We start from the raw sequence: 14,495 nt of genomic DNA on the forward strand, positions 1-14,495 counted from the left end.
TAGTCTTCTTTTTAAATAGGTGATATTCTGGGAAGAATATTGACGGGTCTTATACTTTGCTTAGTTAAGGTTCCTGGCATATGTGGCAGAGAATTGATATTCGATCTTATGATGTTCTCAGTATCAGACGATATATATTAGATTATCAGACAAATACTGCAATCCTTAACTTATCCCATGCCCCTCACCATCCGTCCCATACAACCCGCCGACAACGAGCCTCTAGCCTCTTTGATCCGACAGGTTTTCCGCGAGTTTAAGATCGACCGGCCCGGCACGGTGTATACCGACCCGACCACCGATGCCCTGTATGAACTCTTCCGGCAGCCACGCAGCGCTTACTTTGTGGCGGAGGAAAATGGCACCATCCTGGGCGGCTGTGGCGTATACCCAACCGAAGGCCTGCCCAAAGGCTGTGCGGAACTGGTGAAATTCTACCTCGCTGCCGAAGCCAGAGGAAAGGGAATCGGTAACCAACTGATGCAGCAGAGTATAGCGGCAGCCCGAGCGCTCGGCTATACCCAGCTATACCTGGAGTCGTTCCCCGAGCTGGCCAAAGCCGTATCGATGTATGAGAAGGCAGGCTTTAAACCCATACCGCATGCGCTGGGCAATTCCGGCCACTACGCCTGCAACATCTGGATGCTGAAAAACCTATGACCGTAGAAGAAGCCTATAACAGTTGGGCCGCGCAATACGACACCAACAAGAACCGAACCCGCGACCTGGAAGCCGTGGCCCTGCGCGCCACGCTGGCCGCTATACCTTTCGAGACGTGCCTCGAGATTGGCTGTGGCACGGGCAAGAACACAGAGTGGCTGGTACGCAAGGCCATGCACGTAACTGCCGTGGATTTGTCGGGCGAGATGCTGGAGCGTGCCCGCAAGAAAGTGAGCTCCAACAAAGTAACCTTCCAGCAAGCCGACATCACACAGCTTTGGCAGTTCGCGACGCAGACATACGACCTGGTTACTTTCAGTTTGGTACTGGAACATATTCAGCAGCTGGATTTCATCTTTGAACAAACGGCGGCGGTCCTCAAAACCGGTGGTTACGTCTACATCGGCGAGCTGCATCCTTTCAAGCAATACAGCGGCACCAAAGCCCGCTTCGATACGCAGGAGGGAAGACAGGAAGTGGAATGCTATACCCAGCATGTGTCCGAATTTGTGCAGACAGCCGCACAGCAAGGCCTGAAGCTTGTCGACCTGAACGAATATTTCGATGACCACGACAAAACAGTTATACCCCGCATCCTGACCTTGCTCCTGCAGAAGGTATAGCCTTGCCTGGTGCTATCTCTGAAGAAGAGGATGCATCAAAAGAGCTAACGATATCCTTGAGGGAAATACTAGGAGTGCTAATACTTGGTATACTCCTCACTTGTTTTAATCAGCCCAATCCATCGGTTTTCCGTAAACTCCATACCTGCTGCGGCAGGTATAAAGCACCAGCGTATGACGGAAAACAAGCAAGACGAAATAAAAGTTGTGGTATTCGACCTGAACGGCACCTTCTATAATAAGAGCTCCAAAGAAGAGTTTTTCAAGTTCATCAGCAGAAAGAAACCCCATAAACTGGCCTATTACTTCCAGATGGTGTACTACAAGGCGCTCCTGAAGATGAACCAGATCCGAATGACCGAGTTCAAGGAAAACTTCTTCAATTACCTCGACAACATCCCGCCTGAGCAGGTAGAAAAATACGCCCGCGAGTTCTGGAAAGAGGAGTTCCCGGAAGAGTTTAACAAAGAGGTGAAAGCCAAACTGGACAGGTATAGGCAGGAAGGTGTGCAGGTGATCTGCGCGACCGGCGCGCTGGAGGTATACGTGAAGCCGCTGTTTGAGCTATACCCGATCGATGCGGTTTTCGGGACGCAAACCCGGTATGACGGCACAACCTACATCGTGGAGGGCAAGGCCTGCAAAGACGAAGAAAAGATCAAACGACTCGACAAGCATTTCAAGGGCAAACCTTATAAGATCGTAGAGGCCTTTTCGGATGCCAAAGAAGATATACTGGACCACGCCGAAAAGGCCTGGCTGATAAAGGACAGCGGGAAGTTGGTGCCCTATTCCAAATCATAATGGATTTCCTGGTTTTGGGTAGGTATAGATACAGATTGTTCTATATTTGAGGGTCCAATCTTTCAAAACCTAAAACTAACCAGCTAAATTATCCCATGGCATCCATCAGTCCGTACCTCACCTTTGCCGGCAACTGCGAAGAAGCATTCAACTTTTATAAATCTGTATTCGGCGGCGATTTCCCGTATGTGGGTCGCTTTAAAGACATGCCCTCCGAGAACCCGCTCCCGGAGTCAGAAAGAAATAAGATCATGCACATCTCGCTCCCAATCAGCAAGGAAACGACTTTGATGGGCAGTGACTCTTCCGAGGCCTTTGGTCACGCGACGGTGATGGGCAACAACTTCTCAATCTCCATCAACGCCGAGAACGAAGACGAAGCCAAGCGTCTGTTCGAGGGCTTGTCGGCAGGTGGAAAGGTAACCATGCCGCTGAACAAAACGTTCTGGGGTGCGCTGTTTGGCATGTTCACCGATAAGTTCGGCATTCATTGGATGGTGAACTACGACTACGAGCAGAAGCACTAACAGTACGCTGAATTACGGCAGATGAAGATACTTTTAGCAATAGGGGCGGGCAGTTTCATTGGCGGCACATGCAGGTATCTGTTGTCGCAGTTTATCCAAACAAGGACTACCATACCCTTTCCTCTTGCTACGCTTACCGTCAATATCATCGGCTGTCTGCTGATCGGGGTGGTGTTTGGACTTGGGGCTAAAGGTGGCATCACACCGGAGTGGCGTTTGTTCCTGGCGACAGGTATACTGGGCGGATTCACTACGTTCTCGGCCTTCTCCTACGAAACGGTGCATATGCTGCAGAACGGGCAAACGAGCAGCGCGATAACTTATGTGCTGGCAAGCGTGCTAGTCGGCTTACTGGCCACCTTTGCTGGTTTCTGGCTGACGAAGCTGGTATAGTCTAAACTGTAGAAGTGAAGACGCAAAAAAGTCCTGGTAACCACCAGGACTTTTTTGTTATAGCTTAATTCAGGAAGCCTTCCATACTTCTGAAGACCGAGACCATCGCCTGTCCTTTCTCCGACAAAGTATACTCAATGTGCAGGGGCTTTTCCTGTACCACGGTCTTGACCAGAATATCCGCCTCCTCCATTTCTTTGAGCGCCGTTGCTACCGACTGCTTGTTGGAGCCTGGCAGCTGACGCAGCAGACTGTTAAACCGCACCGGTCCGTCCAGGGCCAGCCGGAAAATCTGCGGCTTCCATTTCCCAGATAACTGCTTCAGAATGCCTTCGGCCGGGCAGCTCGCTTCCTCCTGTGGTAAATTGTTGGTAGTCATGTTTTTTTGACTAATTGACTCTCCTAAGGTTTAGTCCGACCTTTGTTTCAGTAGTTCAATAAAGCCTGCTAGTTACTGGCTAACAGGCTGATTTTTATAAAGTTTAACACAAGATAGAATATTATGGAGACGAAACCAACCATGCATTGCGATATGGAAACCGGTATGTGCGAAATTCCGGGAGCGCAGGCCACGACAGCAGATACCAACATTGCCGCAGCCCAAAAGCCAATCAAGCTGCTTTACTTCACCGATCCGATCTGCTCCTCGTGCTGGGGCATCGATCCGCAACTGAAGAAACTGGCGCTGGAGTACGGCCCATACTTTGAGGTGGAGTACCGCATGGGCGGGCTGCTGCCAAGCTGGGAAGCCTATGGCGGTCGCGACGTGAATGGCCCTGCCAGCGTGGCTCAGCACTGGGAAGAAGCCGGCGCCCACTACGAGATGCCAATCGACGGCGACCTGTGGCTGGAAGACCCGCTGCCATCTTCGTACCCACCGTCCATTGCCTTTAAGGCGGCCCAACTGCAGGGCGAGGATAAGGCCGTGAACTTCCTGAGAAGGATAAAGGAGATGATCTTCCTGGAGAAGAAAAACATTGCCCGCTGGGATAACCTGGCGCTGGCTGCCGAACAAACAGGTCTGGATGTGGCCCAACTCAAGGCCGACTTCGAGGGTAAAGCCGTTGAGTTGTTCCAGCAGGACTTGGCGCTGGCACGTCAGCTGGGTGTGCGCGGTTTCCCGACCATCTTTGTGACGGACGGAAATGACAACCGCATCTTGGTATACGGCTCCCGTCCTTATCAACAATACGAGCAGGCGCTGCTCCAACTGCACCCGGAGGCAAAGAAGCAGGAGTACGACAAAGCCTATACCTCGCTTTTCGGCAAGTATAGCACGCTGACAACGAAAGAGTATGCAGTACTTTCAGGTATGAAAACCAGCGAGGCTGAAGCACATCTGCAGGAACTGCAGGAGCAGGGCAAGATCGGAAAGTATGCTTCCAAGAACGGTCCGCTCTGGAAAAGATTCTAAACTGATATTATAGGAAAAACAAAAGCCCCGGCAAACTGCCGGGGCTTTTGTTTTTAATTTACTTAGATCAAAATTAGGGGATCGTTTGTGAAAATTGTGGAGGATTTCACTTTGAAAAAATAGTAAGCCGGCTCGGTATCAGGGATTTGTTTTGCATATAAATTTCGCTATTCTTTATACTCCCTTTTACCTTATGACAAAATCTTTCCTTCTAACCTGTTTGGGCATTGGTTGCCTGTATCAGGTTCATGCACAGGACCTGCCGCAAGAGGCAACCGTACCTGTTGCAACTCCCTCGGAATCCACTTACAAACCTGTGCGCCTGCTGCTGGGCGGTGCACTGGAGTTAGGTGGAGATAATGTAGCCAAAGTGTATTTTACGAACGGGCAGGACCAGTCTGTAAAAGCAGGTCAGGGTGGCAGTGTGTCGGTTGGCGCGCAGTTTCAGTTCAAAGGTATAGACCGCCTGTTGCTGCGTACTACGGTCGGGTATAAGTATCTAACAACCCAGGCTGATAACGCACACATCCGCCTGACTCGTGTGCCCATTCACCTCACCGCTAACTGGATGGCACACAAAAACGTCCGGCTGGGAGCAGGCTTGGTAACGCATCAGGCCATTAAGTTTCATGCTGATGGTATAGGGGATAATATGACGTTTGATGCGGCGACAGGCCCTGTGTTTGAGGTGGCCTACCGAGGTATAGGCCTCTCGTATACCGCTATGACTTACAAAGACCAGACAAACCATACCTATTCCGCCAATGCCATTGGGCTAACAGTAAGTGGCGTGCTGCCAAAGCGGTAAGGTTTCTATGCGCAGGTATAGCCTGCACAGTTTAGCACAAAACAAAAATCCCCGACCTGTATGGCCGGGGATTTTTTTATCAATAAGTCACTTAATGCTTAGTGCTTTGCCAGGTAGTTAGATACACCTTCTTTAGTGGCAGTCATTGCCTCTTTGCCTTCAGACCAGTTGGCTGGGCAAACTTCGCCTTTCTCTTCGAAATACTGCAGGGCGTCTACCATGCGCAGCGCCTCGTCGATAGAACGGCCAAGTGGAAGGTCGTTCACCACCTGGTGACGAACTACGCCCTCTTTGTCGATCAGGAACAGACCGCGGTAAGCAACCGGCTCACCTACAAAGATTGCTTCGCCTTCTTCGTTATAGTCGTAGTGACCAGCCAGCACGTCGAAGTTCTGAGCGATTGTCTTAGCTGCGTCAGCTACCAGCGGGTACTCAACACCTTCGATACCGCCCTGGTTGCGTGGTGTGTTCAACCAAGCGAAGTGAGAGAAATGCGTGTCGGTAGAGCAACCAACTACGGCTACGTTCTTACGGTCAAACTCCTCCATTCTGTCCTGGAACGCGATGATCTCGGTAGGGCACACGAAAGTGAAGTCCATTGGGTAGAAATAGAAAATCACGTGCTTCTTGCCGATGTACTGGTCCAGAGAGAAGTTCTCTACGAATTCGCCGTTTACTACAGCTGTAGCTTTGAAAGAAGGTGCTTTTTTACCTACTAATACTGCCATGTTATTGTGTGTTTTATTGGTTTTAAAATAATCTATTTAGATACTTTGGTAATGCTTATTTTTTTGTCGGGATCCAGCTTGCAACCCGTCACCTGTATGGAAAACCCCTTGATCTCGAAATTATCTACCTGGCGCTCACTGAAAAATCTGATCAGCAGCTGTTCCAGTTCCTTGTCCTCAAAATCAACGATCTCCTTAGTCTTGCTGCAGTAGATGTGGCTGTGCGTCATGGTATTCGAGTCATACCGCTTGCTACCGCCCTCTGACACCACTCGTCGTAGCATACCTGTTTCCGTGAAGGTATCCAGCGTTTTGTAGACGGTGCCCAGCGAAATCGTTGGGTTAGCTGGTCGCAACCGCTGAAAAACATCTTCTGCCGTTGGATGGGAGCCATGCAATTCTGCCACTGCCTCGAGCACCACGATGCGCTGGTGCGTCGCCTTCAGGCCACACGCAGTCAGGCTTTGTCGTATCTCGTCTCGGGTCAGGTGTTGCATACTGCAAATAAGAATGATTCTTAACTGGGAATAGTTCCGCAAAGATAAGCCTTCTTGTTAATAATTAAAAGTGAAGTGCTAAAAGTTGTTCGTGAACGGGGGAACTTGGGGAGTGAAAGAGTTTGGAAAGTGAAAAGTTAGAAAGGTAGAAAGTTGGTGCCGACACAATTGAAAATAAAATGTCATTTCGAACGCAGTGAGAAATCTGGGCATTGATACCTCACTCAGATTTCTCACTGCGTTCGAAATGACACAAAGAGCTTAACTCCTAAACTTGAACTAGCGGCCCTTAAACTCCGGCTTGCGCTTCTCCACGAACGCGTTCATACCTTCGGTTTGGTCCTCGGAGGCGAAACAGAGGTAGAAGTTCTTGCGCTCGAAGTGGAGGCCTTCGTCGAGGTTGGTTTCGAAAGAGCGGTTCACGGATTCTTTGGCCAGTTTAGCAGCCACCGGCGACATCTGCGCTACTTCACCTGCCAATTTGAAGGCTTCTTCCAGGTATAGCTCCACCGGCACCACGCGGTTGATCAGGCCATGCTTCTCGGCTTCGTCAGCGGAGATAAACTTACCGGTAAGCACCATTTCCATGGCCTTGGCTTTGCCAATGGCTTTGGTCAGGCGCTGCGTGCCGCCCGCTCCCGGCATCACCCCGATCTTGATCTCCGGCTGGCCAAACTGAGCCGTCTCTGATGCTACGATCATGTCGCAAGTCATGGCCAGCTCGCAGCCGCCGCCTAATGCGAAGCCTGATACGGCAGCGATGATCGGCTTTTTGGTTTTGCGGATCTGGTCCCAGGTGGAGAACTGGTCAATGTTGAGCATGTCGATGGCCGTCTTACCCGCCATTTGCTTGATGTCGGCGCCTGCAGCGAAGGCACGCTCGTTGCCCGTGATGATGATGGCCCGTACCTCGTCGTTGTCGTCGAGCTCTTTCAAGGCGTCACGCAGCTCACTCATCAGTTGCAGGTTCAGGGCGTTGAGCTCTTTCGGACGGTTGAGTTGGATGAGGGCCACGTGCGGACGGGCCAGCGGGGTTACCAATATAAATTCCATAGTTTTTTCGTATTTGTTTCGGACTAAGTTACGGCTTTTGTAGGAATAGGGGGAAGGGCAGCAGGTAGGTCACCGACACACCACCTGAAAGGTCGTTCTGGTTCGCTGTTCCATGAGTACTTCCTTATTTTTCGTGATTTCCTGTATGCTGTCGTTGTCGTAGTTCTTGATCGTGAAAAGTTGCAGGCTGGTGTTGTAATGGATGGTGAACTGATCCTGAAGTGTCTCGAGCAGGAGTTGCAGACGTTCTTCATTATAATCAGTACAAATCGAAAACGAGATGGCCGAGTTCTGCATCAGGTTGATCTTGAGTCTCAATTCAGACAAGGCATTGAAGATAGTGCCCAGGTTTTTCTCGCTGATGAAGGTGAAATCTTTGGCGCTGAACGAGACAAGGCACTGATTGTCTTTGATGATATAGGCCGGGGCCAGTTTCTCGAAACGGCAGTCGCAGATCTTGGTTCCTTCGGCCGTTGGGTCCAGGAAGGACTTCACGTAGAGCGGAATTGACTTGTTGGCCAGCGGCTTGATGGTCTTGGGGTGGATGACCGATGCACCGTAGTAGGCCATTTCCACCGTTTCCTGGTAGTCGAGCATGGCGTAGCGCACAGTGTGGGCAAAGCGCTTGGGGTCGGCATTGAGCAGGCCGGCCACATCTTTCCAGATGTAGAGCCCTTTGGCATTCAGGCAATAAGCGAAAATGGCGGCACTGAAGTCGGAGCCCTCGCGGCCCAGGGTCGTGGTGAGGCCATTGTTGGTGCCGCCCAAAAAGCCCTGCGTTACGATTAGTTGCTGTGCCAGAATATCGGGCAGGTCCCGCTTGATCACGCGCTCGGTCCAGGCCCAATCCACGCGGGCTTCGCGCCAGGTGGTGTCGGTCTGGATATATTTCCGGCTGTCGACCCAGGTGTTGGCCATACCTTGTTCCTGCAAAAAATAATGCACAATAACAGAAGACAGCAGCTCACCGAAGCTTACGACCTGGTCGTATCCTCTGTCGTAATTAGTAAGCGATTGGCCTTTAGAGGCTTGCAATACTTGTCGCAATTGGGCGAACAGATGTTCGAGGCGTTCGTATACAGGGTGACCCCGATCCGGGAAAAGCTCATGAACAATAGCTAAATGATACTGGTGGCTCTGTTGCAGGGCTTCACTGAAATCCTGCCCCGCGGCAGCCAGGCTGTATACCTGTTCCAGAGCATTGGTCGTTTTGCCCATGGCCGACACCACCAGGAGCAGTTCTTTTTCGCCGCCCTGCGCGGACACGATCTGAGCCAGATTTTGCAATGCACTGGCGTCTTTTACCGAGGCGCCGCCAAACTTAAATACTTTCATCAATTGAGACTAATACTGCGTAAATGTAAGTATCCTTCGGTTATGTTTCAAAATATCATATTTTTGTAGCTATATATTTAAATTTCACCATAATGAATGACAAACTAGCGCTTCCTGTCGGTACCACACTCGACAGGTTTATTATGAGAAAGCAGGAGGACTTCCCTTTTGCGACCGGAGAACTATCGCAGTTGCTGCGCGACATCGCCCTGGCAGCCAAGATCGTAAACCGCGAAATCAACCGTGCCGGCCTGATCGATGTGACCGGGGCCTACGGTCAGCAGAACGTGCAGGGAGAGGAGCAGCAGAAACTTGACGTGATCGCCAACATCCGCTTCATACGCGCCCTTCGTAACGGAGGCGAGGTGTGTGCCATCATCTCAGAGGAAGAAGACGAAATCATTCAGACAGGCAACCTCAAAGGCAAGTATATTGTGGCCATCGACCCGCTGGATGGTTCTTCCAACATCGATGTGAACGTATCGATTGGCACCATCTTCTCGATCTACCGCCGTGTGTCTGAGGTGGGTACAGAGGGCACTATGGAAGACTGTATGCAAAACGGTACGCACCAGATCGCGGCCGGCTACGTGGTGTACGGTTCGTCGACGATGCTGGTATACACCACAGGCCATGGCGTAAACGGCTTTACGTATGAACCTTCGCTGGGCGAGTTTTTCCTTTCGCACCCGAACATGCGCACACCCGAAACAGGCACGATCTACTCCTGCAACGAAGGCGGGTACAACAGCTTCCCGGAGGGCATCAAAAATTACCTGAGCTATTGCAAAGAGAACGGTTACTCAGGCCGTTACATCGGCTCCTTAGTGTCTGACTTCCACCGCAACCTGATCAAGGGTGGGGTATACATTTACCCGGCCACCGCGAAAGCGCCGAACGGCAAACTACGCCTGCTGTACGAGTGCAACGCGCTGGCTTTCATCGCAGAACAGGCAGGAGGTAAGGCATCCAATGGCAAAGGCCGTATCATGGAAATGGAACCAACTGAACTACACCAGCGCTCCCCGCTGATCATCGGTTCTTCGGAGATGGTAAATAAAGTAGAAGAGTTTGTGAAGGCTGAGATGCAGCAAAAAGAGGCGGTTGCCGCACACTAATTCTGGCTATACCGGAAGCGGATCTGCGCTTTGAGCAGCTCACGCTCCACCACTAAACGGGCTATGTTGTCGGCCACCTCTTCTTCGGAGGCCGCAAGCATAGCCTGTTTTACTTTGCGTTCCTCCACATCAATGCGGTACAGGATGTTGAGCAGCTGTCCCAGGTTGTGGCGCAGCAGGTATAGCACCATGCGGGCGACTTGGCGTAACAAGTCGTTTTCCTGAGAGGGCAACTGGTGCTCTGATTCAAACACCCGCTGCAGTTGGCGCGCAACGCTCTCAATAAGCGCAGGAGAGTAAGTCATGGCGGTAAGCGTAAGGTATAGCGATAAAAAAAGCCCTCCTGTCCGGAGGGCTTTCTGTTGGGGCAAATTCTTATTTTTTAGCCTTCTTTGCCTTTGATTCAGTCTTTTCCTCTTTGCTGTCGGCTGCTTTCTCTTCAGAGGCTGCTTCTTTGTCTGTAGCTTCTTCTGCTGCCGTAAAGCCAACGTGTTTGTTCACGATAGTATACCAGCTAGCCAGTTTTCGCATGTCAGACACGTATACGCGGTCCTCGTCGTAGTCAGGCAGCACGTCCGCCATAAAGCTTTTCAGCTCGTCGTCAGATGGCTTCTCGCCGAAAGGCAGCTCACCGTTGTATTTCTGGTGGATACGGTCCATCACGTCGGCCAGCGGCACAGTTGCCTCCTCGTCGGTGGTGTAGATCGAAATCTCGTCCAGCAGCGACATGCGGTGGCGCGCCTGGGCTACCATGCGGGTAGGCTTGTCAGAAAGGCTCTCTACAATTACGCCATTGCGTGTGGGCTTCACGATGCGGTAAAGTCCGCTCATGCCGGCAATGGCTGAAACTTGTCTTAAATCAATAGGCATAATCAGGTATAAAAACTGTTGGTTATAGTTTAAACATTATGGGCACGCTGGCCACCATGCCGAAGCCAGGCCCGGGTGCTTTGAATTTCAGTAATTTGGCAATGCGCAGGGCCTCCTCTCCGGTGCCAGCGCCTGCATTTTTCAGCACTTTGAAGCCTGAGGTGGAGCCATCCTCGTTTAGCGTGAAACTGACAATGCACTCGCCCTGCACACGGTTTTTGCGGGCCAGCGCCGGGTATTTTATCTGCTTGTCAATAAACTGGTACATGGCCTCCTGACCACCTTTGTAGTATTCCGCCACCGCGATAGACTTCGACGGCATCCATACCTCTTTCTCCGTGGCCGTATCGGCTGACTGGGCAGCGGCTGCAAAGCTCACAAAGGCAAATAAAAGAAACAAAATTGAGATTTTACTTTTCATAAGGGTAAACAATTTAAGTTTAAGTTGGTGCACACCAGGTATACCTTCTTCCTAAACCGCAAACCCCGTGCCTGTTAGAGCTGTACCTGCGCGTTCACCTCGTCTATAAAATTGAGGATCTCGTCGCGCCCGGCCTTGTCTACAGATGAGGTCTTGAACATGCGGGGAAGTTCGTCCCAGGTTTCCTGCATCTTACGGGTATAGGCGGCTATGGTTGAGTCGGTCTTGGTGGCCGACTGCTTGTCGGTTTTGGTGAACACGATCACAAAAGGAACGCCCAGATTGCCCAGATAGTGTATGAAGTCGAGGTCGACCTTCATGGGCTCGTGCCGCGAGTCGATGAGCACAAACACGCAGGTCAGGTTCTCGCGCTTCTGCATGTAGTAGTTGATCATCTTGCGCCACTGCTCCCGCGACTCCCGGCTTACTTTGGCGTAACCGTAGCCCGGCAAGTCGACCAGGTACCATTTGTCGTTGATCAGGAAATGGTTGATGAGCTGCGTCTTACCCGGGGACTGGGAGGTTTTCGCGAGTCCTTTCTGCTCGGTGAGCATGTTGATCAGGGACGACTTGCCCACGTTGGAGCGCCCGATGAAGGCGTACTCCGGTTTATTGGGTTCCGGGCACAAGTCCACCCGTGTATTGCTTATTAAGAATTTTGCTTCTTTTATGACCATGCTGTTGCTAGCTTAAGCCACCAAGCCGGTTGTGAGCCTGGCGATGTGGCAATTTTAATGTATAGTGCGCGTCCGCCTTAGACGAGAGGCGCTTGGCTGATTTGTCAAAATTACTATTATTTTAGTTAACATGTTTTGACCAGGCACAGGTATGGCTATTCAGGTATAGAGCATCAGTAGGGCAGGGGCAGAGAATCATTCGCTAAATATTCAGGAAACCTATATAGTTTATATTTATATTTTAATATATTTGCTTTCTGATCTTCAGTCTAGTTGCTTCGTTAGTATATAAAAATAGATATTAGTGAATCTATTGTGGCGTAAGTAGCGTAAGGGGGATGTTGTTGGATGTGGGGAAGGAATGGAGTAACACATTAAGATAAGGGTAAGGGCCGCCGGCATACCCATTCTAAGAGGCATTCAAACTTTTATCTCATTCTTCTAACAGCGATTAACACATATTTCCATACAAACAATAAGTATAAAAAAACCCCTTTACAGCATGAATAATTTAGCCAAATTATTTTCGGGGCTTTCATTAGCACTGGCCGTTACCTGTGTAAGTCCTTACACAGCCGACGCGCAAAGCGCTAGGAAGTTGGTCCGCACTGGAAACAAATTTTTCGACCGGGAAAATTACCGTGCAGCCCTGCCCTACTACGAGCAGGCGCTAGCCGCAGACCCTAACAACGCCGAAGCCCTTTACTTTGCGGGTATCAGCTACATGACTTTCGATAAGGAGAAAGCAGCAGAGTACATTAATAAAGCACAGTCTGTAAAGCCTAATGTAGACCGTGACATTGAGTACTGGCTGGGCCGTATCAATCACATCAACTACCGCTTCGACGATGCCATCAAGCATTACCAGGCTTACATGCCTAACATTCGCAAGCGCGATGACTGGCGCCGCGAAGAGGTAGCCATGCTGATCCAGCAGAGCCGCAACGCGCAGAAGGAAGTAGCTAACCCGAAAGACATCTTTGTGAAGAACCTGGGTGGCGTGGTGAACACCGAGTACTCGGAGCACAGCCCCGTGATCTCTTCGGACGATAACTACCTGCTATTCACGTCGCGCAGCGCCGGTAACAACCAGAATAGCTCCAAAGCCTCTGACGGAGAGTATTTCGAGGACATCTACGAAACACGCCGTATCCAGGGAGACGAGTGGGAGCAGCCGCGTTCTATCGCCGGTAACCTGAAGAGCTCAGGCCACGACGCCTCTATCCAGCTGTTCGACAACGACACCAAAATGCTGCTGTACCGTTCTGTGAACAACGGCGACATCATGTACGCCGAGCGTCAGGCAGACGGTTCGTGGGGCGATGCCAAAAGCATTGGTTCTAACATCAACACCGCTGACTTCGAGTCTGATGCCTTTATCACGCCGGACAACCAGCGCCTTTACTTCTCAACCAGCCATTACTCCGAAGACGGTGACCTGGATATTTACGTATCGCAGCGCCAGCGCAACGGTGAGTGGGGCAAGCCACGCAGCGTAGGTGCCGCCATCAACACCAAGTTCGACGACGACAGCCCATACATGGCTGCTGACGGTTCACTATACTTTGCATCACGTGGTCACAACACCATGGGTGGTTATGACATCTTCGTGGCTAAGTACGACTCAGTGGCCAAGCGTTTCGCCCGTCCTGAGAACTTGGGCTACCCGGTGAACACGCCAGACGATGACACTTACTACCGCCTGAGCCCTGACGGAAGCTACGCTTACCTGTCTTCTTACCGCATCGGTGGTTACGGCGAGAAAGACATCTACACCATCAACTACATCCGTGCTGCCCGTGTGACAGGTCGCGTATTCGCTACGAACGACAGCCTGGCTATACCTGGTCTGGAGCTAGTGTTCAACGGACAGCAGGCTGACAAGCGTCCGATCTCTTACCGCGACGTGACCAAGCAGGAAGACGGTATGTACGACCTGCGCATCCTTTCTGGTCGTCCTTATCAGGTGGAGATCACAAAAGACGGTCAGGTGCTGACAACGGAGTCTTTCGAAATGCCGATGGTGCTGGACGACACAACGAGCATCGTGCAGAACTTCTACATCGACTTCGGCGACTCTACCCGCGTTAGCCCAGGTGCTCCTGCCCTGGCTGGCAAAGACGCCATCGCTTCCATGGAGTTCAAGAACATCTACTACGACACTGACAAGTACGAACTGCGTGCCGAGTCTATTCGTGAGCTGGATGCGGTTGCCGCTTTCCTGAAAGCCAATCCGAACGTGAACATCAGCATCGAAGGCCACACCGACTCACGCGCCAGCGAGCAGTATAACATGACCCTCGGTGAGAACCGTGCCAACGCTGCCTACGATTACCTGGTGCAGCAAGGCATTTCTGCCCGCAGACTCGTGACTGTGAGCTATGGCGAGCGCCGTCCGGTTGCTACCAACAACTCTGCTGCCAACATGCAGTTGAACAGAAGAACAGAATTCAGAATCATTCAGCGTCAGGACACGCAGCAGGAAGTACCTGTAAACTAAGTTGCCTGATACGATTGGATACACAAAAACAGGCTGGGCATTCGCTCAGCCTGTTTTTTTATAATAA

18 protein-coding genes are annotated in these 14,495 nt (G+C 51.1%); 9 read left to right on the plus strand and 9 right to left on the minus strand.

Annotated features, from left to right (window positions below; genetic code table 11):
* The first annotated feature begins 177 nt into the window (after positions 1-177).
* From B0B12_RS13845 to crcB, 5 genes are all read left to right on the plus strand, one after another.
* Positions 178-660 carry a GNAT family N-acetyltransferase gene (locus B0B12_RS13845; protein WP_076669698.1) on the plus strand — a complete coding sequence of 161 codons (483 nt, stop codon included), beginning with the start codon at positions 178-180 and terminating at the stop codon, positions 658-660.
* Positions 657-1,283, plus strand: a complete 627-nt coding sequence (locus tag B0B12_RS13850; protein ID WP_076669699.1) for a class I SAM-dependent methyltransferase — start codon at positions 657-659, stop codon at positions 1,281-1,283. Before B0B12_RS13845 ends, B0B12_RS13850 begins: the two co-directional genes overlap by 4 nt.
* Positions 1,284-1,457: 174 nt before the next feature.
* Positions 1,458-2,087 carry an HAD family hydrolase gene (locus tag B0B12_RS13855; RefSeq protein ID WP_076669701.1) on the plus strand — a complete coding sequence of 210 codons (630 nt, stop codon included), beginning with the start codon at positions 1,458-1,460 and terminating at the stop codon, positions 2,085-2,087.
* Positions 2,088-2,182: 95 nt separating this feature from the next.
* On the plus strand, positions 2,183-2,614 hold the full coding sequence (locus B0B12_RS13860; RefSeq protein ID WP_076669702.1) for a VOC family protein: 432 nt from the start codon (positions 2,183-2,185) through the stop codon (positions 2,612-2,614).
* A gap of 21 nt (positions 2,615-2,635) precedes the next feature.
* The gene (gene crcB / locus B0B12_RS13865) at positions 2,636-3,007 is read left to right on the plus strand and encodes a fluoride efflux transporter CrcB (RefSeq protein WP_076669703.1); all 372 of its coding nucleotides are present in this window, start codon (positions 2,636-2,638) and stop codon (positions 3,005-3,007) included.
* Positions 3,008-3,071: 64 nt separating this feature from the next.
* Here crcB and B0B12_RS13870 read toward each other — a convergent pair whose 3' ends face one another.
* Positions 3,072-3,386, minus strand: a complete 315-nt coding sequence (locus B0B12_RS13870) for a winged helix-turn-helix transcriptional regulator (protein WP_076669706.1) — start codon at positions 3,384-3,386, stop codon at positions 3,072-3,074.
* Positions 3,387-3,509: 123 nt separating this feature from the next.
* On the opposite strand from B0B12_RS13870, the gene B0B12_RS13875 reads away from it, so the two are divergent.
* Together B0B12_RS13875 and B0B12_RS13880 are read left to right on the plus strand one after the other, a co-directional pair.
* Positions 3,510-4,421, plus strand: a complete 912-nt coding sequence (locus B0B12_RS13875; protein ID WP_076669708.1) for a ClpXP adapter SpxH family protein — start codon at positions 3,510-3,512, stop codon at positions 4,419-4,421.
* A gap of 193 nt (positions 4,422-4,614) precedes the next feature.
* Positions 4,615-5,229: a hypothetical protein gene (locus B0B12_RS13880; RefSeq protein WP_244554710.1), complete on the plus strand. Its 615-nt coding sequence runs from the start codon at positions 4,615-4,617 to the stop codon at positions 5,227-5,229.
* Positions 5,230-5,327: 98 nt separating this feature from the next.
* Here B0B12_RS13880 and B0B12_RS13885 read toward each other — a convergent pair whose 3' ends face one another.
* From B0B12_RS13885 to B0B12_RS13900, 4 genes are all read right to left on the minus strand, one after another.
* Positions 5,328-5,957 (minus strand): peroxiredoxin, encoded by a 630-nt coding sequence (locus B0B12_RS13885; protein WP_076669709.1) that lies wholly within the window; start codon positions 5,955-5,957, stop codon positions 5,328-5,330.
* 32 nt (positions 5,958-5,989) lie between these two features.
* Entirely contained in the window at positions 5,990-6,454 is a 465-nt protein-coding gene (locus B0B12_RS13890; RefSeq protein WP_076669710.1) for a Fur family transcriptional regulator, read from the minus strand.
* Positions 6,455-6,733: 279 nt separating this feature from the next.
* Positions 6,734-7,507: an enoyl-CoA hydratase-related protein gene (locus tag B0B12_RS13895; RefSeq protein WP_076669711.1), complete on the minus strand. Its 774-nt coding sequence runs from the start codon at positions 7,505-7,507 to the stop codon at positions 6,734-6,736.
* 69 nt (positions 7,508-7,576) lie between these two features.
* On the minus strand, positions 7,577-8,842 hold the full coding sequence (locus tag B0B12_RS13900; RefSeq protein WP_076669712.1) for an aspartate kinase: 1,266 nt from the start codon (positions 8,840-8,842) through the stop codon (positions 7,577-7,579).
* Between the two features lie 92 nt (positions 8,843-8,934).
* Between B0B12_RS13900 and fbp the strand changes: the two genes are divergently transcribed.
* Positions 8,935-9,960: a class 1 fructose-bisphosphatase gene (gene fbp / locus B0B12_RS13905; RefSeq protein WP_076669713.1), complete on the plus strand. Its 1,026-nt coding sequence runs from the start codon at positions 8,935-8,937 to the stop codon at positions 9,958-9,960.
* Here the strand turns inward: fbp and B0B12_RS13910 are convergent.
* The 4 genes from B0B12_RS13910 to yihA form a co-directional block, all read right to left on the minus strand.
* Positions 9,957-10,265, minus strand: a complete 309-nt coding sequence (locus B0B12_RS13910) for a hypothetical protein (protein ID WP_076669714.1) — start codon at positions 10,263-10,265, stop codon at positions 9,957-9,959. The genes fbp and B0B12_RS13910 overlap by 4 nt on opposite strands.
* 70 nt (positions 10,266-10,335) lie before the next feature.
* Positions 10,336-10,830 (minus strand): DUF5606 family protein, encoded by a 495-nt coding sequence (locus B0B12_RS13915; protein WP_076669715.1) that lies wholly within the window; start codon positions 10,828-10,830, stop codon positions 10,336-10,338.
* Between the two features lie 22 nt (positions 10,831-10,852).
* Positions 10,853-11,251, minus strand: a complete 399-nt coding sequence (locus B0B12_RS13920) for an energy transducer TonB (RefSeq protein WP_076669717.1) — start codon at positions 11,249-11,251, stop codon at positions 10,853-10,855.
* Between the two features lie 74 nt (positions 11,252-11,325).
* Positions 11,326-11,928, minus strand: coding sequence for a ribosome biogenesis GTP-binding protein YihA/YsxC (gene yihA, locus B0B12_RS13925; protein ID WP_076669718.1), 603 nt, complete (start codon positions 11,926-11,928; stop codon positions 11,326-11,328).
* A gap of 502 nt (positions 11,929-12,430) precedes the next feature.
* Between yihA and B0B12_RS13930 the strand changes: the two genes are divergently transcribed.
* Entirely contained in the window at positions 12,431-14,428 is a 1,998-nt protein-coding gene (locus B0B12_RS13930; RefSeq protein ID WP_076669720.1) for an OmpA family protein, read from the plus strand.
* The last annotated feature ends 67 nt before the right edge of the window (positions 14,429-14,495 follow it).

The organism is Pontibacter indicus (assembly GCF_900156345.1).
Taxonomy (GTDB): Bacteria; Bacteroidota; Bacteroidia; order Cytophagales; family Hymenobacteraceae; genus Pontibacter; species Pontibacter indicus.

Excerpts from the sequence above, each read along its gene's own strand:
- B0B12_RS13890 (WP_076669710.1), bottom strand. The coding sequence starts at position 6,454 with ATGCAACACCTGACCCGAGACGAGATACGACAAAGCCTGACTGCGTGT.
- crcB (WP_076669703.1), top strand. The coding sequence starts at position 2,636 with ATGAAGATACTTTTAGCAATAGGGGCGGGCAGTTTCATTGGCGGCACA.
- B0B12_RS13860 (WP_076669702.1), top strand. The coding sequence starts at position 2,183 with ATGGCATCCATCAGTCCGTACCTCACCTTTGCCGGCAACTGCGAAGAA.
- B0B12_RS13910 (WP_076669714.1), bottom strand. The coding sequence starts at position 10,265 with ATGACTTACTCTCCTGCGCTTATTGAGAGCGTTGCGCGCCAACTGCAG.
- B0B12_RS13885 (WP_076669709.1), bottom strand. The coding sequence starts at position 5,957 with ATGGCAGTATTAGTAGGTAAAAAAGCACCTTCTTTCAAAGCTACAGCT.
- B0B12_RS13875 (WP_076669708.1), top strand. The coding sequence starts at position 3,510 with ATGGAGACGAAACCAACCATGCATTGCGATATGGAAACCGGTATGTGC.
- B0B12_RS13895 (WP_076669711.1), bottom strand. The coding sequence starts at position 7,507 with ATGGAATTTATATTGGTAACCCCGCTGGCCCGTCCGCACGTGGCCCTC.
- B0B12_RS13900 (WP_076669712.1), bottom strand. The coding sequence starts at position 8,842 with ATGAAAGTATTTAAGTTTGGCGGCGCCTCGGTAAAAGACGCCAGTGCA.
- B0B12_RS13870 (WP_076669706.1), bottom strand. The coding sequence starts at position 3,386 with ATGACTACCAACAATTTACCACAGGAGGAAGCGAGCTGCCCGGCCGAA.
- B0B12_RS13915 (WP_076669715.1), bottom strand. The coding sequence starts at position 10,830 with ATGCCTATTGATTTAAGACAAGTTTCAGCCATTGCCGGCATGAGCGGA.
- B0B12_RS13880 (WP_244554710.1), top strand. The coding sequence starts at position 4,615 with ATGACAAAATCTTTCCTTCTAACCTGTTTGGGCATTGGTTGCCTGTAT.
- B0B12_RS13855 (WP_076669701.1), top strand. The coding sequence starts at position 1,458 with ATGACGGAAAACAAGCAAGACGAAATAAAAGTTGTGGTATTCGACCTG.
- B0B12_RS13920 (WP_076669717.1), bottom strand. The coding sequence starts at position 11,251 with ATGAAAAGTAAAATCTCAATTTTGTTTCTTTTATTTGCCTTTGTGAGC.
- B0B12_RS13850 (WP_076669699.1), top strand. The coding sequence starts at position 657 with ATGACCGTAGAAGAAGCCTATAACAGTTGGGCCGCGCAATACGACACC.
- B0B12_RS13845 (WP_076669698.1), top strand. The coding sequence starts at position 178 with ATGCCCCTCACCATCCGTCCCATACAACCCGCCGACAACGAGCCTCTA.
- fbp (WP_076669713.1), top strand. The coding sequence starts at position 8,935 with ATGAATGACAAACTAGCGCTTCCTGTCGGTACCACACTCGACAGGTTT.
- yihA (WP_076669718.1), bottom strand. The coding sequence starts at position 11,928 with ATGGTCATAAAAGAAGCAAAATTCTTAATAAGCAATACACGGGTGGAC.
- B0B12_RS13930 (WP_076669720.1), top strand. The coding sequence starts at position 12,431 with ATGAATAATTTAGCCAAATTATTTTCGGGGCTTTCATTAGCACTGGCC.